The 23,274-nt window shown below is 67.8% G+C and carries 23 protein-coding genes; 12 read left to right on the top strand and 11 right to left on the bottom strand.

Going from position 1 to position 23,274, the window contains the following annotated elements; translation table 11 throughout:
* The first annotated feature begins 64 nt into the window (after positions 1–64).
* From DSX2_RS15195 to DSX2_RS15185, 3 genes are read left to right on the top strand one after another with little or no spacing between them, the layout of a single operon-like run.
* On the top strand, positions 65–1,426 hold the full coding sequence (locus tag DSX2_RS15195) for an HD domain-containing phosphohydrolase (RefSeq protein ID WP_035042968.1): 1,362 nt from the start codon (positions 65–67) through the stop codon (positions 1,424–1,426).
* A gap of 24 nt (positions 1,427–1,450) precedes the next feature.
* Complete coding sequence (locus DSX2_RS15190) at positions 1,451–1,903, top strand: DUF3568 family protein (RefSeq protein ID WP_020881882.1); 453 nt, start codon at positions 1,451–1,453, stop codon at positions 1,901–1,903.
* Entirely contained in the window at positions 1,900–3,288 is a 1,389-nt protein-coding gene (locus tag DSX2_RS15185; RefSeq protein WP_020881881.1) for a sigma-54 dependent transcriptional regulator, read from the top strand. Before DSX2_RS15190 ends, DSX2_RS15185 begins: the two co-directional genes overlap by 4 nt.
* A gap of 165 nt (positions 3,289–3,453) precedes the next feature.
* Here the strand turns inward: DSX2_RS15185 and DSX2_RS15180 are convergent, their stop codons facing one another.
* Positions 3,454–4,113, bottom strand: coding sequence for a PIG-L deacetylase family protein (locus DSX2_RS15180; RefSeq protein ID WP_020881880.1), 660 nt, complete (start codon positions 4,111–4,113; stop codon positions 3,454–3,456).
* A gap of 141 nt (positions 4,114–4,254) precedes the next feature.
* Entirely contained in the window at positions 4,255–4,941 is a 687-nt protein-coding gene (locus tag DSX2_RS18635) for a DUF2461 domain-containing protein (RefSeq protein ID WP_020881879.1), read from the bottom strand.
* 238 nt (positions 4,942–5,179) lie between these two features.
* Here DSX2_RS18635 and DSX2_RS15170 point away from each other — a divergent pair, with 238 nt between their 5' ends.
* Positions 5,180–5,920 (top strand): HD-GYP domain-containing protein, encoded by a 741-nt coding sequence (locus tag DSX2_RS15170; protein ID WP_020881878.1) that lies wholly within the window; start codon positions 5,180–5,182, stop codon positions 5,918–5,920.
* On the opposite strand, the gene DSX2_RS15165 is transcribed toward DSX2_RS15170, so the two are convergent.
* The 4 genes from DSX2_RS15165 to DSX2_RS15150 all read right to left on the bottom strand — a co-directional run bounded on the left by DSX2_RS15165 (position 5,917) and on the right by DSX2_RS15150 (position 8,959).
* Positions 5,917–7,101, bottom strand: coding sequence for a MalY/PatB family protein (locus DSX2_RS15165; RefSeq protein WP_020881877.1), 1,185 nt, complete (start codon positions 7,099–7,101; stop codon positions 5,917–5,919). The genes DSX2_RS15170 and DSX2_RS15165 overlap by 4 nt on opposite strands.
* Positions 7,102–7,341: 240 nt before the next feature.
* Positions 7,342–7,761, bottom strand: coding sequence for a secondary thiamine-phosphate synthase enzyme YjbQ (locus tag DSX2_RS15160; RefSeq protein ID WP_020881876.1), 420 nt, complete (start codon positions 7,759–7,761; stop codon positions 7,342–7,344).
* Positions 7,758–8,153 carry a DUF1499 domain-containing protein gene (locus DSX2_RS15155; protein WP_020881875.1) on the bottom strand — a complete coding sequence of 132 codons (396 nt, stop codon included), beginning with the start codon at positions 8,151–8,153 and terminating at the stop codon, positions 7,758–7,760. Before DSX2_RS15155 ends, DSX2_RS15160 begins: the two co-directional genes overlap by 4 nt.
* Positions 8,154–8,197: 44 nt before the next feature.
* Positions 8,198–8,959, bottom strand: a complete 762-nt coding sequence (locus DSX2_RS15150; RefSeq protein ID WP_020881874.1) for a TerC family protein — start codon at positions 8,957–8,959, stop codon at positions 8,198–8,200.
* Between DSX2_RS15150 and DSX2_RS15145 the strand changes: the two genes are divergently transcribed.
* The gene (locus DSX2_RS15145; protein ID WP_152512976.1) at positions 8,880–9,905 is read left to right on the top strand and encodes an NAD(P)-dependent oxidoreductase; all 1,026 of its coding nucleotides are present in this window, start codon (positions 8,880–8,882) and stop codon (positions 9,903–9,905) included. The genes DSX2_RS15150 and DSX2_RS15145 overlap by 80 nt on opposite strands.
* Positions 9,906–10,016: 111 nt before the next feature.
* Here the strand turns inward: DSX2_RS15145 and DSX2_RS15140 are convergent, their stop codons facing one another.
* A complete protein-coding gene (locus DSX2_RS15140; protein ID WP_020881872.1) occupies positions 10,017–11,300 on the bottom strand; it encodes a citrate synthase in 1,284 nt (427 codons plus the stop codon).
* Between the two features lie 244 nt (positions 11,301–11,544).
* Here DSX2_RS15140 and DSX2_RS15135 point away from each other — a divergent pair, with 244 nt between their 5' ends.
* Positions 11,545–13,323 carry a sigma-54-dependent Fis family transcriptional regulator gene (locus tag DSX2_RS15135; protein WP_020881871.1) on the top strand — a complete coding sequence of 593 codons (1,779 nt, stop codon included), beginning with the start codon at positions 11,545–11,547 and terminating at the stop codon, positions 13,321–13,323.
* Between the two features lie 192 nt (positions 13,324–13,515).
* Positions 13,516–13,890 (top strand): thioredoxin family protein, encoded by a 375-nt coding sequence (locus DSX2_RS15130; RefSeq protein ID WP_020881870.1) that lies wholly within the window; start codon positions 13,516–13,518, stop codon positions 13,888–13,890.
* 787 nt (positions 13,891–14,677) lie between these two features.
* Here the strand turns inward: DSX2_RS15130 and DSX2_RS15125 are convergent.
* Positions 14,678–15,106, bottom strand: coding sequence for a hypothetical protein (locus DSX2_RS15125; protein ID WP_020881869.1), 429 nt, complete (start codon positions 15,104–15,106; stop codon positions 14,678–14,680).
* An 87-nt stretch (positions 15,107–15,193) separates the two neighbouring features.
* A complete protein-coding gene (locus DSX2_RS15120) occupies positions 15,194–15,964 on the bottom strand; it encodes a YkgJ family cysteine cluster protein (protein WP_020881868.1) in 771 nt (256 codons plus the stop codon).
* A gap of 213 nt (positions 15,965–16,177) precedes the next feature.
* Between DSX2_RS15120 and DSX2_RS15115 the strand changes: the two genes are divergently transcribed.
* On the top strand, positions 16,178–17,929 hold the full coding sequence (locus DSX2_RS15115; protein WP_020881867.1) for a methyl-accepting chemotaxis protein: 1,752 nt from the start codon (positions 16,178–16,180) through the stop codon (positions 17,927–17,929).
* 22 nt (positions 17,930–17,951) lie between these two features.
* Here DSX2_RS15115 and DSX2_RS15110 read toward each other — a convergent pair whose 3' ends face one another.
* Positions 17,952–18,632 (bottom strand): Crp/Fnr family transcriptional regulator, encoded by a 681-nt coding sequence (locus DSX2_RS15110; protein ID WP_020881866.1) that lies wholly within the window; start codon positions 18,630–18,632, stop codon positions 17,952–17,954.
* A gap of 134 nt (positions 18,633–18,766) precedes the next feature.
* Here DSX2_RS15110 and hcp point away from each other — a divergent pair, with 134 nt between their 5' ends.
* The 4 genes from hcp to DSX2_RS15090 all read left to right on the top strand — a co-directional run bounded on the left by hcp (position 18,767) and on the right by DSX2_RS15090 (position 21,952).
* A complete protein-coding gene (gene hcp, locus DSX2_RS15105) occupies positions 18,767–20,404 on the top strand; it encodes a hydroxylamine reductase (RefSeq protein ID WP_020881865.1) in 1,638 nt (545 codons plus the stop codon).
* Positions 20,405–20,667: 263 nt separating this feature from the next.
* On the top strand, positions 20,668–21,450 hold the full coding sequence (locus tag DSX2_RS15100) for an ATP-binding protein (protein ID WP_020881864.1): 783 nt from the start codon (positions 20,668–20,670) through the stop codon (positions 21,448–21,450).
* Between the two features lie 27 nt (positions 21,451–21,477).
* A complete protein-coding gene (locus tag DSX2_RS15095) occupies positions 21,478–21,672 on the top strand; it encodes a ferredoxin (protein WP_020881863.1) in 195 nt (64 codons plus the stop codon).
* A gap of 88 nt (positions 21,673–21,760) precedes the next feature.
* A complete protein-coding gene (locus tag DSX2_RS15090) occupies positions 21,761–21,952 on the top strand; it encodes a ferredoxin (RefSeq protein ID WP_020881862.1) in 192 nt (63 codons plus the stop codon).
* Positions 21,953–22,076: 124 nt separating this feature from the next.
* Here the strand turns inward: DSX2_RS15090 and DSX2_RS15085 are convergent, their stop codons facing one another.
* Positions 22,077–23,231, bottom strand: a complete 1,155-nt coding sequence (locus DSX2_RS15085) for a M20 family metallopeptidase (RefSeq protein WP_020881861.1) — start codon at positions 23,229–23,231, stop codon at positions 22,077–22,079.
* Positions 23,232–23,274 lie beyond the last annotated feature (43 nt).

Below are 23,274 nucleotides of genomic sequence, written 5' to 3'. Positions count from 1 at the left end.
GCGAAGCATCCGTGGCCCGGGAGGAGGGGGCGGCGCTTTGACACCATCCCCGCGCGTGCGCATCATGATCGTCGAGGACGAGGCCATCGTGGCCCTGGACATCCAGAGCCGTTTGCGCAGCATGGGCTACGACGTTGTCCGCCAGGTCGCTTCCGGCGAGGCGGCGGTCTCGTCCGCGCGCGAACTGAGGCCCGACCTCATCCTCATGGACATCATGCTCGAGGGGCCCATGGACGGCATCGAGGCCGCGGGCATGATCAGCGCCGAGATGCACATCCCCATCATCTACCTCACCGCCTACGCGGACGAGACCACCCTGCAGCGGGCCAAGGTCACCGATCCCTTCGGCTACATCATCAAGCCCTTCGAGGACCGCGAGCTGTCCATCAACATCGAGATGGCGCTCTACAAGCACGACATGGACCGGCGCGTGCGCGACCACGAGCGCTGGCTGACCACGACGCTGCACAGCATCGGCGACGGGGTGGTGGCCACGGACGCGCGCGGTTCCGTGACCTTCCTGAACCCGGCCGCGCGACGCCTGCTCGGCTTCGAGGACAACCGCGCCGTGGGCCGGGAGCTGGACGCCGTGGTGCACATCGTGGACGAGCAGACCGGCGACCTCCATCTGGACATCGCGGGCCAGGCGCTGCGCGGCGAGCAGCGGGGCGAGCTCGACGGCGACCTCATCCTGGTGACGAGGGGGGGCGAGAAGATCCCCGTGCAGCTCAACATTTCGCTCATCGCGCGCGGCGACGGCGGGGCCCAGGGCACGGTCCTGGTGGTGCGCGACGTCTCCGAGCGCCGTCGCGCCGAGCAGAAGCTGAAGGACAGCGTGCGCCAGCTTCAGCTGACCCTCAAGCAGACGGTCAACGCCCTGGCCATCACCTCGGAGAAGCGCGACCCCTACACCGCGGGGCATCAGCAGCGCGTCACGCAGCTCGCCTGCGCCATCGCCCACGAGCTCGGCTTCGACGAGGAGCGCGTCGAGGGCATCCGGGTGGCCGGACTGCTGCACGACATCGGCAAGATCTACGTCCCGGCGGAGATCCTGGCCAAGCCCGCGCGGCTGACGAACATGGAGATGGGACTCGTGAAGACCCACTCCGAGGTGGGCTACGACATCCTGAAGGAAGTGCCGTTCCCCTGGGCCGTGGCCGACTTCGTGCTGCAGCACCACGAGCGCATCGACGGCAGCGGCTACCCGAACGGCCTCTCGGGCGAGGATATCCTGCCCGAGGCGCGGATCATCTGCGTGGCAGACGTGGTGGAGGCCATGTCCTCCCATCGGCCGTACCGCGCGGCGCTCGGCATCGAGCGGGCCCTGGGCGAGATCCAGCGCAACAGGGGCAAGCTCTACGACGCGGAAATGGTCGACGTCTGCCTCGAATTGTTCCGCAAGGGGTTCCAGTTCACGAGCGCGTAGGATATTCCCCCCGAGATGATCACCATGAAACGTTTCCCACGGACGAGGACGCTGCCGACCCTGCTGTCGGCGGCCTGCGTCGCCCTTTGCCTGGTGCTCGCCCTTGCCGCCTCCGGCTGCGGCCTCGTCGCCGCGGGCGCGGTGGGCGGCACAGGGGCCATGGCCTATCGCGGCTACACGGCGCGCGACTACACCGGCTCGGTGGAGCGCGTGCAGCAGGCCGTGCGCCAGGCCATCGCCTCCATGCACCTGCATGTGCTCGACGAGAAGAAGGTGAGCGAGGAGGACGGCGGCAGCCATCTCTCCATCTACTCCGAATTCGACGACGGCACGGACTTCCGCGTCTCGCTCAGGCCCAAGAAGGGCGGCGTGACCCTGGTCGAGGTCTGGGTCGGGCACATCGGCGATCCCGCGCGCTCGAACAAGGTCCTGGATGCCGTCGACACGGCCATGGGGCAGAAGGGAACCCCGGTATGAGCCTTGTCCTCGTGGTCGACGACGAGGAGGGCATCCGCTACTCCCTGCGCGGCATCCTCGAGGACGAAGGCTACGAGGTGGCCGAGGCCGAGAGCGCGGAAAAGGCGCTCGAGCTCGCCGCCGGGCACGTGCCGGACCTGGTCTTCCTGGACATCTGGCTGCCCGGCATGGACGGCCTGGAGGCCCTGGAATCCCTGCGCGCCGACCAGCCCGACCTGCCAGTGATCATGATCTCGGGCCACGGCAGCATCGAGACCGCGGTGAACGCCATCAAGAAGGGGGCCTTCGACTTCATCGAGAAGCCCCTGTCCCTGGAGAAAGTCGTCATCACGGCCGCCAAGGCCCTGGAGTTCCGGCAGCTCCGGCGCGAGAACACGGCGCTTCGGGCGCGCATCTCGTCCGACCTCTCGCAGAATCTCACGGGCAGCTCGCCCGTCATCACGCGTCTTGCTGAGCAGATATCCCGCGTGGCGCCCACGGACGCCTGGGTGCTCATCACGGGCGAGAACGGCACGGGCAAGGAGATCGTGGCGCGCATGGTCCACGCCCAGAGCCGCAGATCGGGCAAGCCCTTGGTCGCGGTCAACTGCGCCGCCATTCCGGAGGAGCTCATCGAGTCCGAGCTCTTCGGCCACGAGAAGGGCGCCTTCACGGGTGCGGACCGCGCGGCCGAGGGCAAGTTCGAGCTGGCGGACGGCGGCACGCTGCTGCTCGACGAGATCGGCGACATGAGCATGAAGACCCAGGCCAAGATCCTGCGCATCCTGCAGGAGCAGCGCTTCGAGCGGGTCGGCGGCCGCAAGACCATCACCGTGGACGTGCGCGTCATCGCCGCCACGAACAAGGATCTGCCGCAGGAGATCGCGGCGGGCCGCTTCCGCGAGGACCTCTACTACCGGCTCAAGGTCTTTCCCCTGATCCTGCCCCCGCTGCGCGAGCGCAGCGAGGACATCCCCATGCTCATGGAGGAGTTCATGGCCGGCTTCGCGCGCGAGCACGGCTTCAAGCCCGTGATCTTCTCGCCGGGCGCCCTGGCCGTGCTCATGGCCTACCGCTGGCCGGGCAACGTGCGCGAGCTGCGCAACTTCACCGAGCGCATGCTGATCATGTACGGCGGCCGGGAGGTGCAGGCCGCGGACCTGCCGCCGGAGATCGCCGTGGCCGGTGCCGCGGCCGCCGACGTGGACCTCGGGGGGATGGACCTCGCCGGGCTCGGTTCCACCTCGGATCTGAAGACCGCCCGCGCTCTGTTCGAGGCGCGTTTCCTGGAGGTCAAGCTCCAGGAGTGCGGCGGCAACATCAGCCGCCTGGCGGATCTGGTGGGGCTCGACCGCTCCTCCCTCTACCGCAAGCTCAAGGCCTACGGCATCCAGGTCTCGGAATAGACTTCGACTGGCCTGGGCGCCGGAAACGACAAGGGGGAGCCGCGGCGCGCGCCGCGGCTCCCCCTTGTCGTTTCTCTTCGTGGACCGACGCAGCCGGTCTTCTTTCACCAGTCTTTCGCGAGTCAGGCGCCAGCCAGGCCAGGCAGTCCTGCCCGAAGGTTCCGGCTAGTCGTCGCGCCAGTCGTGGAAGGGGTCGTGCTCGCCGTGCAGGATCTCGAAGACCTCCGCGAATTCCCCGGCGTCGCTCATGCGGCCGCGGTAGCGGGCCAGCCCCTGCATGGCCTCCTCGACCTTGCGGCCGATCAGGGTCTCGTAGCAGTTGATGGCGTCCATCTTGCGGCCCACGGTCTCGGTGATGTTCACCGCGTGGCCGAAGCGGCACAGCGGCGGCGCGATCTCGTACCCGAACACGGTCTGCACCTGGTGCGGGGTGCCCTCGATCTCAGGCGTGGCCGCGGAGGCCGCCTGCACGGCGGCGCGCACGCAGCAGGAGAGCCCGGTGCGGTCCGGGGAGGGATCCTGGGAAGAAAATGTGAAGATGAGGTCGGGCTTGTGCTTGCGGATGAGGTGGGCGGCCCTGAGCACCGCCTCGCGGCCGAACATCTCGGCGCCCGGATCGACGAGCAGGAAGCCGACTTCGGACACGCCGAGCAGGCGTGCGGCCAGGCGCGCTTCCTTGGCCAGCGTGTTCAGGTTCTCGCCCGAGTAGGCGCAGAAGATGTTCACGCCGTTCCAGCCCTGGTCAGTGAGCAGGGTCACGGAGCCGCCACAGCCCATGGCAATGTCACCGGGCGTGAGCCCGAACGAAAGAACAGTCTTGCTCATCGAATATCCGCCGTCGTGAGTCTTTGAACCGAAACAGAACGTAGCCGCACGTATCCGCGTGCTCTTAGACGGATTTAGGGCGTAAGGCAAGGCGCTCGCGGGCTGCCGTGGATGCACTTCGCGGGAAGTCGGGAAGCCCGGTTACCAGGGGAGATTCAGGGCGGATGCCAGGAAGCCGCCGAGGGGCTTGGCTTTCTCGCCCAGGGCCAGGCATTGCTCGAGAAAGTCCGGAGCGCAGGCCTCGTCCTCGGAAAGCGGCGCGACAACGTAGAAGTCCTTGCGCTTGATGTCCGCGGCTGCCGGATGGTCCGGGGAAAAGCCCTTGGGCGTCCGTTTCAGGACCTCGCCCGCCAGGGACCAGGGGACGCGCGCCGCTCGGTCCCGGGCCGCGAACCATGCGTCGGGATCGTCCGCCACGGCCTGGCGGATGGCGGCCAGCGCGGGCGGCCTGGGCTGGTAGGAGCCGAGCGCCAGGAGGACCCCGTCCGGCTCGAGGTGCACGTAGAAGCCCGGCGCGTCGGAGCTGCGCCCGGCCGTGCGGTGGTAGAACCAGAGCCCCGCGTGCAGCTTGTAGGGCGACTTGTCCGCGGAAAAACGCACGTCGCGGTAGATGCGGAACAGCGTGCCCCCCACGCGCGCGTCGGCCGCGAGCCAGGGACTCACGCGCGCGAGCGGCGCCGTCATTGCCTGCACGAAGGCCAGGCAAGGGGCCAGCACGTCACGCTCGTAGCGCGTCTTGTTGGCCTGGAACCAGGGCCGGGCGTTGTTCGTGCGAAGTTCCCGGAAGAATGCGAACAGGGCGGGGGGAAAGGCGGGGGCTGTCGGCATGTCGTGCGTCCTCCGTGAGGACTTTCTGATACCGCATGCGGCCGGTGTGAAACAAGGGGGGCGATTTTTGTTGACCATGAAAATCATTTTCATTAAAAGACGCTGTGCAGCAACGCTTTCACTCTGCGCGGCGGTATCAAGCGACTGGTGCATCAGACCGGTCAGGCCGAAAGTCCGAACAGGCCGGTGAGGCGGACCTGGACGCGGGGGCGATGCCGCGACACGAAGGGAGGGGACGATGGAACCGAGGATCATAGTCCGGGCGCTCGCAGCGGCCGGAGGCCAGGGCGGGGGATGTCCCGCCGCGAAGGTACAGCCGTGCCGGGGCGACGGCGGCTGCGGCGGATCCGGTTGCGCGCAGTCCATGCTTCCGCTGCACGAGATGGCCGAGGCGCTGGGCGCGGCCATCGACGCGCGCGACAGCTTCACGCGCGAGCATTCCGACGAGGTCGCCGTGCTTTCCGAGCTCCTGGCCGGGAGCATGGGGCTTTCCGCCGCGATGGTGCAGGCCGTGCACGTGGCCGGGCACCTGCACGACATAGGCAAGATCGGTCTGCCCGACGCCGTGCTGCGCAAGCCCGGGCCGCTCACGCCCGATGAATGGGCCCTGGTGCGCCTGCATCCCGTGACCGGCCACGCCATCGTGCAGCCGGTGGGCTGCCTGCGCGCGGCCGGGGTCGCGGAGATGATCCTGCACCACCACGAGCGCTACGACGGGCGGGGCTATCCCCACGGACTGGCCGGGGAGGCCGTTCCGCTCGGCGCGCGCATCATCGCGGTGGCGGATTCCCTCTCCGCCATGCTCCAGGCGCGCGCCTACCGCGCGCCGCTCACCTTCGACGAGGCACTGGCCGAGGTGGCGCGCTGCGCGGGCGGACAGTTCGATCCCCGCGTGGTCGAGGCCCTCTCCCGCACGGCGGACACGGCGCGCGCCTTCTTTGCGGGACGGGTCGATCTGGGCACAGGGCCGGGCGTCTAGCCTAGGGCGCGCACGAAGCGGTCGATGCCCGCGTCGAGGGTGGCGCGGGGGCAGGCGAAGTTGAGCCGCACGAAGCCCTCGCCGCCCGGCCCGAACCGAGGCCCCATGTTCAGCACGAGCCTTGCTTCGTGCAGGAGCTTCTTCTCCAGCTCCTGGTCCGAAAGCCCGAGGCCGGAGCAGTCTATCCAGGCCAGGTGCATGGCCTCTGCCGGGAAGAGGGTGACGCCGGGCAGCTCGGCCGCGAGGCGGGAGCGCAGATGGTCGAGGTTGGCCGTGAGGTAGGCCAGCAAGGCATCGAGCCAGGGCTCGCCCTCGGTGTAGGCGGCCTTCAGCGCCTCCACCCCGAAGGGGTTGGGGTCGAAGACCGCGTTGGCCGCCTGGGCCCGCATGAAGCGCGTGCGGATTTCGGGGTTCTTGATGATCACGTTGGAGGTCTGCAGCCCTGCGATGTTGAAGGTCTTGCTCGGCGCGCAGCAGACCACGCAGGCGTCGGCCGCCTCGGGCGAGAGCGCGGCCAGCACCGTGTGCCTGTGCGGCGCGAAGACGAGGTCGTGGTGGATCTCGTCGGACACGGGCGTCGCGCCGTGGCGCAGGCAGAGCTCGACGAAGCGGGAGAGCTCGTCGTTGCGCCAGACGCGGCCTGCGGGGTTGTGCGGGCTGCACAGCACGGCCAGCTTCACGCCGGAGGCGAGTTTCTTCTCGAGGTCGTCGAAGTCCATCTCGTAGTGCCGCCCCTTTCCGTCCTCCCGTATCGCCAGCCGGTTGTTCACCGGAACGCGGCCGTTGCGCTCTATGCTCAGGAAGATGGGCGGATAGACCGGCGACTGGAAGAGGACCTTGTCGCCCGGCTCGGTCAGGGCCTGGATGCACATGGAGAGTCCCGCCACCACGCCCGGGGCATAGCGTATCCATTCGGGCTCCACCTCCCAGCCGTGGCGGCGGCGCATCCAGGAGGCCGTGGCCGCGAAGAACTGCGGAAGCATGGCCGTGTAGCCGTACACGCCGTGCGCTGCGCGCGCGCAGAGGGCCTCGACCACCGCGGGCGGCGCGGCGAAGTCCATGTCCGCCACCCACAGGGGCAGCACGTCCGGCCCGTCGACGCCGAAAAGTCCGGCGAGCCCGTCCCACTTCTCGCAATCCGTTCCCCTGCGCTCGATGATGCGGTCGAAATCGAAGGCCACGATTCTCTCTCCTCGTGTGGTGGACGGCGCGTTCAGGCCGTGGTCGGCCCTCGTTGGTCGAGGGCCCGGGCGCTGCGTCGCACGGAATATCCGCTCCGAATTGCGGCGTGAAAGTCCTGCGCGCCCCGGGCAGGCCGCGGAGTGCGGCGAATGCCCCGGGGCGCGCCGGTTCTGCCGACCGGCCGTTCAGGCCGGTCCGTCGCGTTTGTCGCGTTGTTGCGTTCGGCGTGTGCGGCGCGGCTAGCTGCCGATGATCTTGATCAGCACCCTTTTCCTGCGTCTGCCGTCGAACTCGCCGTAGAAGATGCGCTCCCAGGTGCCGAAGTCGAGCTTGCCCTCGGTCACGGCCACGACCACCTCGCGGCCCATGACCTGGCGCTTGAGGTGCGCGTCGCCGTTGTCCTCGCCGGTGCGGTTGTGCCGGTAGTGCGCGACGGGCTCGTGCGGCGCCAGCTCCTCGAGCCAGTCCTCGTAGTCCTGGTGCAGTCCGGGCTCGTCGTCGTTGATGAACACGCTGGCCGTGATGTGCATGGCGTTGACCAGCATCAGGCCTTCCTTGATGCCGGACTCGGCGAGGGCCTCCTCGCACTGTCCGGTGATGTTTATGAAGGCCCGGCGTTTGGGTATCTCGAACCACAGTTCCTTGCGGAAGGATTTCATTTCGCGTCCTTTTTCCCGGTTGCGGTTTGGTCGGCCGAAGGCGCGATACGCGCGAACTCCCGTCTGATCCGCTCCACGCGCCGCCGGTTGACGCCGAGATCCCACCATCCCAGGCGCGAGGCGGAGCGTATGTGGATCAGGCCGGAGGAGGCATCGACGATGCATCGCACGTCGTCCACGAAGCCGAGCCTGCTGCGGTACTGCGCCCGCAGTTCCTCCTCGTTGGAAACGACGAGCAGCCCGCGCGTCGCCTCGACGGCCTTGCGCAGGGCCATGGCGGCCTCCCCGGCCGGGCAGGCGAAGGCGATGGGCGCGACGCGCCTCTCGGGCCTCGTCTCCTGGCTCGAGACGCAGTTGGGGCTTTCGGGGCAGGGCGGCAGGTTCTCCGACACGGTATGGTCTCCAGGCAGAGCTATCGCAGAGGCGCGCGGCGCAGTCAACGACCGCCGCGGCGCCGGCTCCGTCCCGCGCCACGGCCATGGGAGCCGTTTTCCCGTTTTCTGCGCATCCGTATGTTCAGGGTCTCCACGAAGAGCGAGAAGGCCATGGCGAAGTAGATGTAGGCGCGGTCGATGTGCTGGCCGAGCCCTTCGGCCACCAGGAAGACGCCGACCAGCAGCAGGAAGGCGAAGGCCAGCATCTGCAGCGTCGGGTGGTTCGAGACGAAGTCGCTCACGACGCGGGCGAAGAAGAGCATGACCGCCACGGCCGCGACGATGGCCGCGGACATGACCCACAGGTCGCGGGCCATGCCCACGGCCGTGATCACCGAGTCCAGGGAGAAGACGATGTCCAGGATCGCGATCTGCGCCACCGCCCCGGCCGTGCCCAGTCTGCCCCGGCCCGCCCTCGGCTCGGAGCCGTTCTCGCCCTCGAGCTTGTCGTGGATCTCGGCCGTGCCCTTGTAGAGCAGGAAGAGCCCGCCGAGCAGGAGCACGAGGTCGCGCGCGGTCACGGCGTGGTGAAGGACCGAGAAGAGCGGGGAGGAAAGCCGCATGATGCGGCTGATGGCGAAGAGCAGGGCCAGCCGGGTGAGCATGGCCATGGCCATGCCGAGCCTGCGCGCCGTCTCGCGGCGGCCCTGGGGCAGGCGGCTGGTGACGACCACGACGAAGACGATGTTGTCCATTCCGAGGACGATCTCGAGCGCCGTCAGGGTCAGCAGGGCGGCCAGGGTGTCCACGGAGAGCCAATGCATTGCGGCCGGACCTCTTTTTCAGGGGTTATCAGAAGGAAATCGGTATGGTACTGTTTCGCAGAAAAAAAAGTCGGCGGCAAGGAGGAGCGGAATGCGAGTCGGATTCTTCGGTCTTGGGATCATGGGCCAGGCCATGAGCGCCAACGTGGCCCGCAAGGGATACGACGTGACCGTCTACAACCGCACGCCCCGCCAGGTGGCCGAGCTCGAGCGCCTGAACGTGGCCGTGGCGGCCACCCCGGCGGAGTGCGCGGCGGGCGCGGACGCCCTCATCACCATGCTCACCGGCCCGGAAGCCTGCGACGCCATGCTCTTCGGCCCCCACGGCGTCGGGGAGGACGGGCTTCGGGGCAAGACGCTCATCAACATGAGCACCGTCTCCGTGGCCTACACCACGGCGCTCGCCGCCCGGCTGGCCGCGCTGGACTGCACTTTCATCGACGCCCCGGTCTCCGGCTCCAAGAAACCGGCCCAGGACGGCTCGCTGGTCATTCTGGCGGGCGGTGAGGATGTGGCCGTGGAGCGCTGGGAGCCGCTGCTCCTGACCATGGGCTGGAAGGTCGTGCACTGCGGCCCCGCGGGGGCGGGCACGATGATGAAGCTGGCCGTGAACCAGCTCCTGGCCGTGATGATGGAAGGGCTCGGCGAGATGCTCGCGCTGGGTGAGAAGGGCGGCCTCTCCGTGGAGTCCATGCTCGAGGTCGTGCTGGCCGGGCCGCTCTCCTGCGGGCTCTTCCAGCTCAAGCGCGACATGCTCGTGCAGGGGGAATACCCCGTGCAGTTCCCGCTCAAGCACATGCTGAAGGACCTGACCTTCGCCGTGCAGCAGGCCGACGCCGTGAACGCGGCCGCGCCCTCCCTGCGCGCGGCGCGCGAGGTCTTCGCGCGGGCCGCGGAGGCGGGACACGGGGAGGACGATTTCGCCGCCGTGCGCACGGCGCTTTGAGGACGACCGCATATCTCCCGGCCGCCGGGGCCGGAACGCGAAAAAAAGCCGCGCGGCTCATGGAACCGCGCGGCTTCGTCGTGCAGGAAGCCTTCCTGAAGGGGAGGCGGGTTAGCGCTCCTCGATGGAGCGGTACTTGCGCTCCGCCGGGCCCATGTAGACCTGGCGGGGGCGGTGGATCTTGCCGCCTGCGCGCGACTCCTCGTACCAGTGGGCGATCCAGCCCGGCATGCGGCCGATGGCGAACATGACCGGGTACATGCTCACCGGGATGCCCAGGGTGCGCAGGATGATGCCGGAGTAGAAGTCCACGTTGGGATAGAGGCTGCGTTCGATGAAGAAGTCGTCGGACATGGCCGTGGCCTCGAGCTCCTGGGCGATCTCGATCAGCGGGTCGCCGGTCATGTCCTGGTCGTGCAGCAGCTTGTGCGCGGCCTTCTTGAGGATCTTGGCGCGCGGGTCGAAGCTCTTGTAGACGCGGTGGCCGAAGCCCATGAGCCGCATCTCGCGGCGCTTCACCTTCTCGATGTAGTCCTTGACCGTGAGGCGGCCGGCGTTGATGTTCTCGAGCATCTCGATGACGGCCGCGTTGGCCCCGCCGTGCAGCCTGCCCCACAGAGCGCAGATGCCCGCCGCGATGGAGGCGAAGAGGTTGGCCTGCGATGAGCAGACCATGCGCACCGTGGAGCAGGAGCAGTTCTGCTCGTGGTCCGCGTGCATGACCAGGAAGAGCGAGAGGGCCTTGATCTGGGCGCGGGTCGGCTCGAACTCCTTGTAGGGGATGGAGAACATCATGTGCAGGAAGTTCGAGCAGTAGCTGCGGTTCGGATCGGGATACATGAAGGGGCGGCCCATCGATTTCCTGTAGGCGAAGGCCGAGATGGTCCGCACCTTGGAGATGATCTTGGCCACGGCCAGGCGGAACTCCTCGTCGGTCTGGATGTCCAGGAGGTCCGGGTAGTAGCTGGCGAACGAGTTGATGACCGCCGAGAGGATGGACATGGGCTGGCCGTAGGGCGGGAAGCCCTCGAAGTGGTGCAGCAGGTCCTCGTGCAGGAGCTCCTGGGCGGAAAGCATGTCGCGGAACGCGGCGCGCTCGGGCTGCGTGGGCAGCTCGCCGAAGATGAGCAGCATGGCCGTCTCGATGAACGAGCTGTGCTCGGCCAGCTCCTCGATGGGGTAGCCTCGGTAGCGCAGGATGCCTTTCTCGCCGTCCACGAAGGTGATCTTGCTCCGGCAGGAGCCCGTGTTGGCGAAGCCCGGATCGTAGGTGATGAGGCCCGTCTCCCTGCGCAGGGAGGTGATGTCGATGGCCCGCTCTCCTTCCGTTCCTTCGAGGAGGGGCAGCTCGAGGGTCTTGCCGTCGATGGTCAGCAGGGCCTTCTTGGTGTCCATAGCGTTCGTCGTCCTTGGGTGAAGAATGGCTCGTCCCCGGGGGCGCGGCCGTGTCGGCGCGGGAGGCCGGGCGTGCGCCTGGGGCGGATGAAGAGAAGTTTCATAGACGATATTCCCCTTGAAGTCCATCGGGGGCTCTCCGCCCCGGCACTCCTGTCCTTGCGCCGCATCGCCGCATCGGGTAGGCAGTGCGGCGTGGGGCGCGGCAGCCGAGGGGGTTCACGTGCGGCCGGAGCTTGAGCACATGGCGGAGTACAGCAAGGCGTCGGACGAGGCGCTGTATCGCGAGATCGTGGAGGGACAGAGCGAGCCCGTGTGCCGTTTCCTGCCCGACGGCTCGCTGACGTTCGCCAACCAGGCCTTCAGCCGGCTCTTCGGCGCCGGGGAGCCCCTTCCGCAGAGCTTCTTCGAGCTCGCTCCGGTCTCCGATCGTTCCCGCATCCGCCTCTCCCTCTCCGGCCTGACCGGCAAGGCGCCGACCGGCAGCCTCGAGCAGCGCGTGCTCGACTCGGGCGGCCGCACCCGCTGGCTGCAGTGGAACGTGCGCGCCCTGTTCGGCGAGGACGGAGCCGTGGCCGAGTACCAGGCCGTGGGCCGCGACATCACCACCCGCCGCGTGGCCGAGGAGGCGCTTCTGCAGGTGACTTCCGAGAAGGAAAGCCTGCGCCTGAACCTCGAGGCGGTCTTCCAGAGCATCCCCGACGGCATCCTGACCGTGGACCAGGATTTCCACATCGTGCGCACCAACAAGGCCGCGCGGAACATGCTCGGCGGCGGCGAGCCGCTCGAGCCCGGGCGCAGCCTGGCCGAGGGGCAGGAGTCCTGGCGCCTGGCCCTGATGGAGGTCGTGCGCCAGACCCTGCGCTCCCGCGAGGGGGTCAGCGAGTTCCGCATCGACTGCCTGCAGGACGACCTGCCGCGCGTGCTGGTGGCCAACTCCTCGCCGCTGCTCGACCACCAGGGGACCTTTTCCGGCGCCGTGGTCGTGGTGCGCGACATCACGCGCCTGGACGACCTGGAGCGCAAGCTCTCCGAGCGCCACCGCTTCCAGAACATCATCGGCAAGAGCCCGCAGATGCAGGCCGTGTACGGCCTGCTCGAGCAGCTCGCGGCCGTGGACACCACGGTCCTCGTGCTCGGCGAGTCGGGCACGGGCAAGGAGCTGGTGGTGGACGCGCTGCACTACGGCGGCCCCCGCGCCAAGGGGCCGCTCGTCAAGGTCAACTGCTCGGCCCTGTCCGAGAGCCTGCTCGAGAGCGAGCTCTTCGGCCATGTCAAAGGGGCCTTCACCGGCGCGGTCTCGGACAAGGCCGGACGCTTTCAGGCCGCCGAGGGCGGGACCATCTTCCTGGACGAGATCGGCGACATCTCGCCGCGCATCCAGCTGAAGCTGCTGCGGGGGCTCGAGCGCAAGGAGTTCGAGCGCGTGGGCGACAACCGCACCTACCGCGCCGACGTGCGCGTGGTCGCGGCGACCAACGTGGACCTCCTGGACAAGGTCCGCCAAGGCCAGTTCCGCGAGGATCTCTACTACCGCCTGAAGGTCGTCGTCGTGCGCCTGCCCCCCTTGCGTGAGCGCAAGGAGGACGTCCCCCTGCTGGCGGACCACTTCCTGCGCCATTTCGCCAAGTCCTTCGGCAAGTCCCTGGACGGCCTGGACGAGGCCGCCCTGGCCCTGTTCATGCGCTATCCCTGGCCGGGCAACGTGCGCGAGCTCAAGCACTCCCTCGAGCATGCCGCGCTGCTCAGCCGGGGCAGCAGGGTGGTGGTGGACGATCTGCCTCAGGAGCTGGCCGACTTCGCCCACGGCACGAACCAGCCTCGCGCGCTCTTCGGCACAGCGGGCGATGCGGCGGCCGTTTCGGGGGAGGGAGCACGCAGACCCGCCGACCTCGGCCGCGCGGACTTCCTCGACGCCCTGGCCCGCACCGACTGGAACAAGGCCAAGGCCGCCCGCCTGCTCGGCATCTCCCGCCGCACGCTCTACCGCAAACTCGACGAACTGCGCATCGTCTCCCGCTGATCGTACATGTGACATGACACACATGTGCGCTGGCACGCATATGTGCCATGTCACATGTTTTCTATGCCTATCGTGGCATAGCCATTGTACTTTCTGTTTTTATAACGTGATAAATTCTTTGACTATTTCAAAAATGTCGCAGTTGCCATGCGGATTGGCACACCGGTTGCTATTTCAGAGTGCGAGGGGGGGATGATTTTCATGCCCGATGTCTCTTGGGGGATTGACAGCACGGCTCAGGATTCGGACGGCGCGACGCCGGTGCTCGTAGCCTGCCTGGGGAGCAGGGAGAGGGCCGCGAAGCAGCTGGAAGCCCTGGGCATGGTGGCGGAACGGTTCGGGGAGCGGCTTCAGGTCGTGATCCTCGGAGAGGACGAAATGCCTGCGGCACGCAGCAGGTTCAACGTCCTCGGAACGCCGACCTTCCTGCTCTACCATGGGGGAAAAGAGCGGGACCGCTACCTGGGGGAGGCTGGATCGGGATCCCTGTGCAGGTTCGTCCAGGAGTGCCTGGGGGGGCGCTCCGACAGAAACCAGGGGTTCGCGGATCTCAGCCGGGTTCTTTGACAGCGCGAAATCGCGCCACGAGATTATGCTGCCGGTTTCGGTATCGCAGAACATATCCGGCCGTTCGCGGGCAGTCCGCGGCGGGACCGGCCGACGCAGCCGCGTCGGGGCATGGGCCTATGACAGCGAGGGGGAAGCCGACCCCGGCAGCGTAGCATTCACACCATAGCTTCGGTCTCTCGACCGCCATGGTGTCTCAAAGGGCCGTCGTCCGGGCGCACGGGGGAAGCGCACCCGGACGGCGGCCCGACTTTTTTCCCTCCCTGCCGCGCGCCCTGCGCGGCGGCTTCGCAGCGGACGCTCCCGACATGATCTCCGATATCTTGTTGCGGCACTAAGACCGCGCATTCGATGAAAAAAAGTCTTCGGGGTCCGAAGCTTTTTTGTGGATTTTGTCGACGGGAGGGGGTAAGTCTCCATTACCCCCTCCTGTCATGCGCCAATGCTGGCGCATAACAGCCCCTCCGCCCGGTCGGCCTCCCCGGCTGGCCGGGCGGAGGTTTTCACTTCTCCGCTCCGCTCACGCCCCCTCTGCCGCACCCGCCTCGCATTTTCGCCTCCGCCTCCGGTTTCGTCGCGGATTCCGCGCCGACTTCCCCAATGCTTTGCGTGAACGTCGGCCGGGCTTCGGCCGCGGCTCATCCGCAGCCCGAGCACCGGCCGGTAGCCGTCCGCGCAGCCGCGCGCCGGAGCCGGGCAGGAATCGGAAACAGAGGCGCGCCCGGTCCCCCGAAGGGGCGCCGGGCGCGCCGCGGGCCCCGCTGTGGGGCCGTTCATGCGGTGGAAGCTAGTCGCCGTTCACGACCTTCACGGAGAGCTTGGCATAGACCACCGGCGCGGGCTTCTTGTCCGGGCCCAGACGGTGGATGACCACCTCCGAATCGCCCGCCTCCAGGGTGATGAAGGAGAAGATGAACTGGCCGTTCTTGCCTTCGTCGTATTCGCGCTTGGTGGGCGGGCTGAAGCGGAAGCCCGCGAAGTGCATGAGGCGCGGGTTGTAGTCGGGCTGCTCGGACACGGGCTCGTTGCGCTTGAGCGGAACGATCACGGTCAGGTAGTCGCCGGCCGGGAGCTCGGCCTGCACGTTCGTCGTCGGGTCGATCTGGTAGGGGTGGTCCTCGGGCTCCCACCACGGACCGCCGCGGTCGGTCAGTCCGCATGCGGAAAGGGCCAGGATCAGGCACAGCGGCGCGAGAAGGCGTACGATACGGCGCATTGCATGGCTCCTTGCAGGCTTTGCGTTCAGGCTGTGTGCGCGGCCGGACGATACGCCGGCCGCGTTACGGTTCGGTGTGCCGCCCGGCTACCCCTTGCGGCTCAGGCCTTCTGCGTCTCCGAAGAGCGCCAGCTCCACCCAGTCCAGGGCGAAGTCCAGCGCCGCCTCGTCTTCCGCAAGCACCTTTTCCTGGCGTTCGGCGTCCACGTCCAGCCGTTTGAACAGGCCCATGTCTTTCACGAAAGACCGGAAATTGTCCAGTTGGTAGAGGGCCATGAGAACCATGGTGGCCTTTTTGTGGTCGATGGCCGCGCCGCTCTTCTTCTGCCGCGCCAGGAGCCGCACGTAGCGGTCGTTGGCCGCGTTGTAGATCTTGAGCCCCTGGTCGGAGAGCCACTCCCCGGGCGTCCAGTCCTTGTCCTCGTCAAAGCCCTTGCAGTGCGGCTCGCGCACCAGGAAGAACTGCTCGATGATGCCGCCCTCGGCGTCGAGGCGCGAGGCGCGGCCGATGGGGTAGGTGCGGCAGGCCCCGGGCCGGTCCGGGTAGACGGAGCAGCCCTCGCGGCGCACGAAGGGGCAGGGCTTGCCCGGGGCGTCGGTCATGCGCAGCCTGAGCAACGGGAACCCCGTGTCCGGGGCCACGCTCACATCGGCCAGGGAGGCCAGGAACTCGCGGCTGGACAGGGCGAGGTTGCGGCGCAGGCGCATGACGTCGAAGGGCGTGAGCATCAGTGTCAGGTCGCCGCAGCAGGCGTTGAAGCATTTCACGCCCGGGTGGCAGGCGAAGCGGAAGCTCTCGCCGGGCTTCACCTCGGGCAGACTGTCCAGAAATGCTTGCGTGGCGTCGTCTTGGGCCATGAAACCTCCTTGCCGTGAAGGCGGGACAGACATACCCGCTCGCATATCCGAAGGCAAGGCGCCTGCGGCGCGCGGCACTCCGGCGCGGACTGAAAAATACTTGTCTCCGTGTATGGGCGTACTATCATTCTGGGCACCGGCAATATCCTGATCTAATCAATCCGGATAAATTCCGGTACATCCTCTGGACATCACGCAAGGGGGGAAAATCATATGCGTCTCACAGTAGGGATGCGCATCAGCGGTCTCGTCGTCTTCGTCCTGGCGCTCATGGCCTGCGCCGCGGGCATCATGTCCTGGTCCATCGGCAAGGCGGGCGGGGAGCTTTCGCGGCTGACGGACGAGAACATCCGGCAGATCGTCCTTGCCGACCGCATGAAGCTCGACGCAGTGAACGTGCAGCAGTTCCTCACCGACGTCTCCGCGACGCACGACGACGGCGGCTACGAGGAGGCGGAGAAGTCCGTGCAGGACTTCGACGATGCCGCCTCGAAGATCGAGGCCATCGCGCGCGACGAGGGCGACCGGGAGATGCTCGACCGGATCGGGAAGCTTCGGACCTCCCTGCACGAGCTGCACGAGATGGGCAGGCGCATGGCCGCGGCCTATGTCTCGCAGGGAATCGACGCTGGCAACGCGATCATGAAGGAGTTCGACGCCAGGACCGAGGCCACGGCCGGAATGATCGACCCCCTGGTCGAGGAGCTGCGCCAGGAGGCGCAGCAGACGAGCCGGAAACTGTCCGCCTCTCTGCAGGACACGAACAGGTTGCAGTTCGCCCTGCTGCTCGTCACCGCCGTTCTCGCCGGGATCGGCTGCCTGATGGTCGTGCGCCAGCTCGGGCGCCGCCTCGGGGCAGAGCCCGACGACCTCGAGCGGCTCACGGCGCGCATCGCGAGAGGAGAGCTCGACGCGGCCGACGGCATCGACGTCTCCCGCGCGCACGGCGTGCATGCGGCCATTGCCTCCATGGCCCGCACCATCAAGGCCGGCGTGGAGAAGGCGCGGTCGAGCCAGGCCAAGGCGGAGTCCGAGAAGGCGCGGGCCGAGGCTGCGCTGGCCGAGGCGGAAGCCGAGCGTCAACGCGCGCAGGAGGCCCGGCGCGCCGGACTCCTGGAGGCCGCGCAGCGTCTTTCGGGCGTGGCCCGCGATCTGGGCGAGGCGACCGGGAGCCTGTCCGAGCGCATCGAGCAGGTGGCCGGGGGCACCGAGCGCCAGCGCGACCGCACGACCGAGGTGGCCACGGCCATGGAGCAGATGAACGCCACGGTGCTCGAGGTGGCAGGCAACGCGGCCAAGGCCGCCCAGAGCGCAGACGCCGCCGGGACGCGCGCGGACGACGGCTCGGCCGTGGTGGGACGGGTGGTGGAGGCGGTCATGGACGTGAAGCGCCACACCGGGACCGTGAAGGAAGTCATAGACGGTCTGGGAGCGCAGGCCGAGGGCATCGGCCGCATCATGTCCGTGATCTCGGACATCGCGGACCAGACCAACCTGTTGGCGCTGAACGCCGCCATCGAGGCCGCGCGGGCCGGTGACGCCGGGCGCGGCTTCGCCGTGGTCGCGGACGAGGTGCGCAAGCTGGCCGAGAAGACCATGGTCGCCACCAAGGAGGTCGGCGCGGCCGTCTCCTCCATCCAGGAGGGGGCGAGGCGCAGCGTCTCGGAGGTCGAGGTCGCGGCGCGTTCCGTGGACGGCGCCGTCTCCCTGGCCGAGGAGGCCGGGGTCTCGCTGCGCTCCATCGTGGAGATCGTGGGCGCCTCCTCGCAGCAGGTCAGCTCCATCGCGGCGGCCTCGGAGGAGCAGTCCGCGGCCAGCGAGCAGATCACCCGCGCCGTGGACGACGTGAGCGTCATCGCCCGGGAGACGGCGGAGAGCATGGAGGCTTGCGGCCACGCCCTGAGAGCGCTCGAGAAATCCTCCGAGAGCCTGGACGAGCTCGTGGAGACGCTGCGCAGGGACTAGGGCGCCAGGGCGGCGTCCCGGACTAGAGCCGCTCCAGCCCCTGGGCCAGGGCGGAGAGCCCGTCCGTGTCGGCAACGGTCACCTGGCTGCCTTCCACGCGTATGTAGCCCGCCTCGGCCATCTTCTTGAGCACGCGCGAGAGCGTCTCCGGGATGGTGCCGAGCAGGGCGGCGAGCTGGCCCTTGGGCAGGTCAAGGCGCAGCCTGTCGCTGTCCTGCTCGCCGCGCAGCAGCAGGAGGTGCGCCGCCAGGCGCTCCGGCACCTCCTTGAGCGAGAGCGCCTCGATCTTGCGCGCGAACTCGCGAAGCCTCGTGGAGAGGATGGCCAGCATGCCCATGGCCAGGTCCGGATCACCGGCCAGCATGTCGCGGAACGCCCGGCGCGGTATGAAGAGCAGGCGCGAGTCGTCCACCGCCGCGGCCGTGGCCGGGTAGCTCTTGCCCGCGAAGACCGGCACTTCGGCGAAGAGCTCGCCCGGGCCGAGTATGTGCAGGATCTGCTCCTTGCCCGTGGGCGAGAGCTTGGCGATCTTGACCCGGCCCTCGAGCACCCCGTAGAGGCCCGCCGCCTCCTCCCCCTCGCGGAATATCTCCTTGCCCCGCGGGGCCCGCTCCGTGTGGGCGATGGCCGAGAGCGCGGCGGCCTGCGCGTCGGGCAGTCCGTTGAAGAAGTCGATGGCGCGAACCAGATCCGTCTGTGTCATTTCGTTGCCCCGAAGATTTTTTTTGAAAAAACCCTCCAAGTTGATCTAAGTCAAGGTGTGAATCCCCACTCCGGGGCAATGTGGCCCCAACGAGCAAGGAAACCACACTTCCCGAATCAGCAAGGAGGTTCATCATGTTTTGTTACCAATGCGAGCAGACCGCGGCCGGAACGGGTTGCACCAAGGTCGGCGTGTGCGGCAAGCAGCCGGACGTCGCGGCCATGCAGGATCTTCTGGTCTACCTCCAGAAAGGCCTGTCCCATGTGGCCCTGGCCGCCCGAGAGAAGGGCGTCTACGAGCCCTCGCTCGGCCACTTCATGGCCAAGGCCACCTTTTCCACGCTGACCAACGTCGATTTCGACACCGAGCGTCTGGCCGAACTCTGCCGCGAGACCGTGACCAGGCGCGATGCCCTGGCCGCCAAGGTCAAGGCCGCGGGCGGACAGATTCCCGCCGGTTCCGCCACCTTCGTCCCGGCCGCCGACGTGGCCGGAATGGTCGCCCAGGGCGAGGCCCACGGCATCGAGAAGGATCCCGAGCTGAACCCCGACATCAAGGCCCTCAAGCAGACCCTGATCTACGGGCTGAAGGGCGTGGCCGCCTACGCCGACCATGCCGCCATCCTGGGCCAGGAGGACGACGAGGTCTACGCCTTCATGCAGAAGGGGCTGGCCGCCACCGAGCGCAACGACATCTCCCTCGAGGACTGGGTCGGCCTGGTGCTCGAGTGCGGCCGCATCAACCTGCGCACCATGGAGCTCCTGGACGCGGGCAACACCGGCACCTACGGCCATCCGGTGCCTACCACCGTGCCCCTCGGCTACAAGAAGGGCAAGGCCATCGTGGTCTCCGGCCACGACCTGAAGGACCTGCAGATGCTCCTCGAGCAGACCGCCGGCAAGGGCATCTCCGTCTACACCCACGGTGAGATGCTGCCCTGCCACGGCTACCCCGAGCTCAAGAAGCACCCGCACTTCTTCGGCCACTACGGCACGGCCTGGCAGAATCAGCAGAAGGAGTTCGCCGACTTCCCGGGCGCCATCCTGATGACCACCAACTGCATCCAGCGCCCGCGCAAAGAGTACATGGACAACATCTTCACCTCGGGCCTCGTCGCCTGGCCGGGCGCGCAGCACATCGGCGAGAAGGCCGACGGCAGCAAGGACTTCGGCCCGGTGATCGCCAAGGCGCTGGACATGCCCGGCTTCCCCGAGGACGTGGACCGGGGCACGATCATGACCGGCTTCGCCCGCAACGCCATCCTCTCCGTGGCCGACAAGGTCGTGGAGGCCGTGAAGAGCGGGGCCATCAAGCGCTTCTTCCTGGTCGCGGGCTGCGACGGCGCCAAGCCCGGCCGCAACTACTACACCGAGTTCGTGGAGAAGACGCCCAAGGACACCGTGGTCCTGACGCTGGCCTGCGGCAAGTTCCGCTTCTTCGACAAGCAGCTCGGCGACATCGGCGGCATCCCGCGCCTGCTGGACGTGGGCCAGTGCAACGACGCCTACTCGGCCATCCAGATCGCCGTGGCCCTGGCCAATGCCTTCGACTGCGGGGTCAACGACCTGCCGCTCTCCATGGTGCTCTCCTGGTACGAGCAGAAGGCCGTGGCCATCCTGCTGACGCTGTTCTACCTCGGCATCAAAAACATCCGCCTCGGGCCCTCCCTGCCCGCGTTCCTGACCCCGAACGTCCTGGACGTGCTGGTCAAGAACTACAACATCATGCCCATCACCACGCCCGACGAGGACCTGAAGGCCATCCTCGGGTAAGGCACGCCTTCCGCATTCCGCCTCCTCCATAGCCAGGCGCGCTCCCGCAAGGGAGCGCGCCTTTTGCCGTTGGAAAAAACGCAGCCGCCGGATTTCCGCGAACGGTCCGAGCGACATGGACAACGGAGAACGCCGTCGATACGCAGCACGCCTCAGGAGGAGACATCTTTTTTGAAAAAAAGCGGGGAGATTGACTTGGGTCAATGGCGCGCGGGCGTGCAGTCGCTATATGTGGGTCGAGGCTGACGACAAGGAGAGAAAAAATGACCGAGACGAAAGTGCTTCGCAAGATCATCGAGATAGACGAGGAACGCTGCGACGGCTGCGGCGCCTGCATCCCTTCCTGCGCCGAGGGCGCCCTGGCCATCGTGGACGGCAAGGCGCGCATCGTGAAGGACATCTACTGCGACGGCCTGGGCGCCTGCCTCGGCCATTGCCCCCAGGGCGCGCTGCGCGTCATCGAGCGCGAGGCCGAGGATTTCGACGAGGCGGCGGCCCATGCCCACGTGGCCCGCATGAACGCCGAGGAAGCCGAGGAGAAGCCGACGTTCGGCTGCGGCTGCCCGGGCTCGGCCATGATGCAGATGAAGCCCCGTGCCGCCGCGTCCGGCCCCTGCGCCTGCATGGGCGGTGACGAGGAGGAGGTCCCGGCCCCTGCCTCCGCCCTCTCGCACTGGCCGGTGAAGATCAAGCTCGTGCCGCCGAACGCGCCCTTCCTGCGCGGCGCCGACCTGGTCGTGGCCGCGGACTGCGCGCCCGTGGCCCTGGCCGGCTTCAACCCGAACGTGCTGGCGGGCAAGGTGGTCATGATCGGCTGCCCCAAGTTCGACGACGTGGAGGCCTACCTGGCAAAGTTCACGGAGATCTTCGAGCACGGCGGGGTCAGGAGCGTGACCGTGCTGCGTATGGAGGTGCCGTGCTGCACCGGGCTTTCCGGCCTCGTGCACCGTGCCGCACAGCTTGCCGGCTCGCATGTTCCGGTGAAGGATGTTGTCATCACCCGAAATGGTGATATGCTGGAACAAAGGCAAACTGTGCTGGCCTAAAAAGTCTTTATTTTCAGGAGGTTTATCATGGGAAAGATGGTCATCATCGATGAAGAGACCTGCATCGGCTGCGAAAGCTGCGTGGAAATAGCGCCGAGCACCTTCTCCTTCAACGAATCCACGAGCAAGGCCTACGTGACCGATCCGGACGCCAGCAGCGAGGAAGACGTCCAGGAGGCCATCGACACCTGTCCTGTGCAGTGCATCTCCTGGGAGGAATAACTTCCCGCCGGGTGGAGGAAAGAACTCGCCTTCCGCCGGGAGTTCTGGCATCTTTACGCGAGAGACTATAACCTTAGGAGGTTTTGTGATGGGCAAGAATGTCGTCATCGACGAGGACGCCTGCATCGGTTGCGAGACCTGCGTGGAGCTCGCTCCCAACACCTTCGCCTTCAACGAGTCCATCGGCAAGGCTTACGTGACCAATCCCGACGGCAACTCCGAGGAGGAGATCCAGGAGGCCATCGATACCTGCCCCGCACAGTGCATCTCTTGGGAATAGCGCAGATCCGCGCGAATTCGCGTGAATTCGGAAAACGGCCGGGAGGTTTTGCCTCCCGGCCGTTTTCTTGTCCGAAGCGATCGGAAGATCCGAGCTACCTTGTAGCTGCCTTCCGGCAGGCCCTTCAGGGGCGGCACCAGGCCGCTGCGAGATCTTCGTAGAAGGTCGCGGCCGTGGCGATCTGCTCCACGGGGCAGGATTCGTCCGTGGTATGGCAGGCGGAGGGCGCGCCGGGACCGAAGAGCACCAGCCCGGCGCCCGGATAGGCGCGGGCGAGCACCGAGCCGTCCGTGAAGTAGGGGGCCGCTGCGGGCGGATGCGCGGCGCCCGTGGCGCGTTTCGCGGCCTCGGCCGCCTCCAGGGCGAAGGGATGGTCCGGCTCGGTCCAGGCCGGGCCGTGGCAGTCGCGCAGCCTGAGCTCGCAGAGCTCCCCGGCCGTCTCCTGCAGCCGCCCCATGAGCGCGAGGCCGGAAAGCCCCGGGGTCAGGCGGATGTCCACCTCCAGCTCGGCCCGGGCGGGCACCACGTTTATCTTCCCGCCCGCGCGCAGCGTGTTCACGGAGAGCGTCGGGCGTCCCATGACCGGATGGTCGGCGCTCTGCGTCGCCTCCGCGAAGGCGTCGCGCAGCTTGAGCGCGGCCTCGCAGGCCTTGTACAGGGCGTTGTCGCCCTGCTCGGGCATGGAGCCGTGGGCCGAGCGGCCGAGGCTCGTCCCGTCCAGCCAGAGCACGCCCTTGTGGCCGAGCAGCAGGCGGCAGTCCGTGGGCTCGGCCACGACGACCGCCCCGGCCCGTCCGAGCAGCCCCGGCTGCGTCTCCAGAAACTTCGCGCCGTCCAGGCCGGTCTCCTCGCCCGCCGAGAGCACCACGCGCAGGCCGCGCGCGAGCGGCCTGCCGCTTCTTGCGGCGCGTGCGGCAACGCGCACGGCGGCCGAGACCAGGGCGGCCACGCCGCCCTTCATGTCCGCGCTGCCCCGGCCCCAGAGCCTGCCCTCGGCCAGCTCGCCGGAGAAGGGCGGGCGCGACCACGTCCCCTGTCCCGCGGGCACGGTGTCCATGTGGCCCGAGAGGCAGAGGCAGCCGTCCATGTCGGCGCCGGGAAGCTCGGCCACCACGTTCGTGCGGCCGGGTGCGAACCCGGGATAGCGCACCGAGAACCCGGCCTCCTCGAGGAGGCCGCCGAGCAGGTGCGCCGCGGGTTCCTCGTTGCCGGGGGGATTGCTCGTGTCCGTTCGGACCAGGGTCCGGGCCAGGGAGATGGGATCGGGAAGCTGCCTCATGCGGTGTGTGCCTGCTCCTGGATGCGGTTTGCGGAATTCGTCC

It is taken from the genome of Desulfovibrio sp. X2 (assembly GCF_000422205.1).
In the GTDB taxonomy this organism is placed as follows: Bacteria; Desulfobacterota; Desulfovibrionia; order Desulfovibrionales; family Desulfovibrionaceae; genus Alkalidesulfovibrio.
This window is presented reverse-complemented; position numbering and strand designations above follow the sequence as displayed.

Excerpts from the sequence above, each read along its gene's own strand:
- DSX2_RS15140 (WP_020881872.1), bottom strand. The coding sequence starts at position 11,300 with ATGGACACCAAGAAGGCCCTGCTGACCATCGACGGCAAGACCCTCGAG.
- DSX2_RS15195 (WP_035042968.1), top strand. The coding sequence starts at position 65 with ATGATCGTCGAGGACGAGGCCATCGTGGCCCTGGACATCCAGAGCCGT.
- DSX2_RS15185 (WP_020881881.1), top strand. The coding sequence starts at position 1,900 with ATGAGCCTTGTCCTCGTGGTCGACGACGAGGAGGGCATCCGCTACTCC.
- DSX2_RS15115 (WP_020881867.1), top strand. The coding sequence starts at position 16,178 with ATGCGTCTCACAGTAGGGATGCGCATCAGCGGTCTCGTCGTCTTCGTC.
- DSX2_RS15130 (WP_020881870.1), top strand. The coding sequence starts at position 13,516 with ATGATTTTCATGCCCGATGTCTCTTGGGGGATTGACAGCACGGCTCAG.
- DSX2_RS18635 (WP_020881879.1), bottom strand. The coding sequence starts at position 4,941 with ATGCCGACAGCCCCCGCCTTTCCCCCCGCCCTGTTCGCATTCTTCCGG.
- DSX2_RS15160 (WP_020881876.1), bottom strand. The coding sequence starts at position 7,761 with ATGAAATCCTTCCGCAAGGAACTGTGGTTCGAGATACCCAAACGCCGG.
- hcp (WP_020881865.1), top strand. The coding sequence starts at position 18,767 with ATGTTTTGTTACCAATGCGAGCAGACCGCGGCCGGAACGGGTTGCACC.
- DSX2_RS15085 (WP_020881861.1), bottom strand. The coding sequence starts at position 23,231 with ATGAGGCAGCTTCCCGATCCCATCTCCCTGGCCCGGACCCTGGTCCGA.
- DSX2_RS15145 (WP_152512976.1), top strand. The coding sequence starts at position 8,880 with ATGTTGTCCATTCCGAGGACGATCTCGAGCGCCGTCAGGGTCAGCAGG.
- DSX2_RS15100 (WP_020881864.1), top strand. The coding sequence starts at position 20,668 with ATGACCGAGACGAAAGTGCTTCGCAAGATCATCGAGATAGACGAGGAA.
- DSX2_RS15125 (WP_020881869.1), bottom strand. The coding sequence starts at position 15,106 with ATGCGCCGTATCGTACGCCTTCTCGCGCCGCTGTGCCTGATCCTGGCC.
- DSX2_RS15120 (WP_020881868.1), bottom strand. The coding sequence starts at position 15,964 with ATGGCCCAAGACGACGCCACGCAAGCATTTCTGGACAGTCTGCCCGAG.
- DSX2_RS15095 (WP_020881863.1), top strand. The coding sequence starts at position 21,478 with ATGGGAAAGATGGTCATCATCGATGAAGAGACCTGCATCGGCTGCGAA.
- DSX2_RS15170 (WP_020881878.1), top strand. The coding sequence starts at position 5,180 with ATGGAACCGAGGATCATAGTCCGGGCGCTCGCAGCGGCCGGAGGCCAG.
- DSX2_RS15110 (WP_020881866.1), bottom strand. The coding sequence starts at position 18,632 with ATGACACAGACGGATCTGGTTCGCGCCATCGACTTCTTCAACGGACTG.
- DSX2_RS15090 (WP_020881862.1), top strand. The coding sequence starts at position 21,761 with ATGGGCAAGAATGTCGTCATCGACGAGGACGCCTGCATCGGTTGCGAG.
- DSX2_RS15190 (WP_020881882.1), top strand. The coding sequence starts at position 1,451 with ATGAAACGTTTCCCACGGACGAGGACGCTGCCGACCCTGCTGTCGGCG.
- DSX2_RS15135 (WP_020881871.1), top strand. The coding sequence starts at position 11,545 with ATGGCGGAGTACAGCAAGGCGTCGGACGAGGCGCTGTATCGCGAGATC.
- DSX2_RS15150 (WP_020881874.1), bottom strand. The coding sequence starts at position 8,959 with ATGCATTGGCTCTCCGTGGACACCCTGGCCGCCCTGCTGACCCTGACG.
- DSX2_RS15180 (WP_020881880.1), bottom strand. The coding sequence starts at position 4,113 with ATGAGCAAGACTGTTCTTTCGTTCGGGCTCACGCCCGGTGACATTGCC.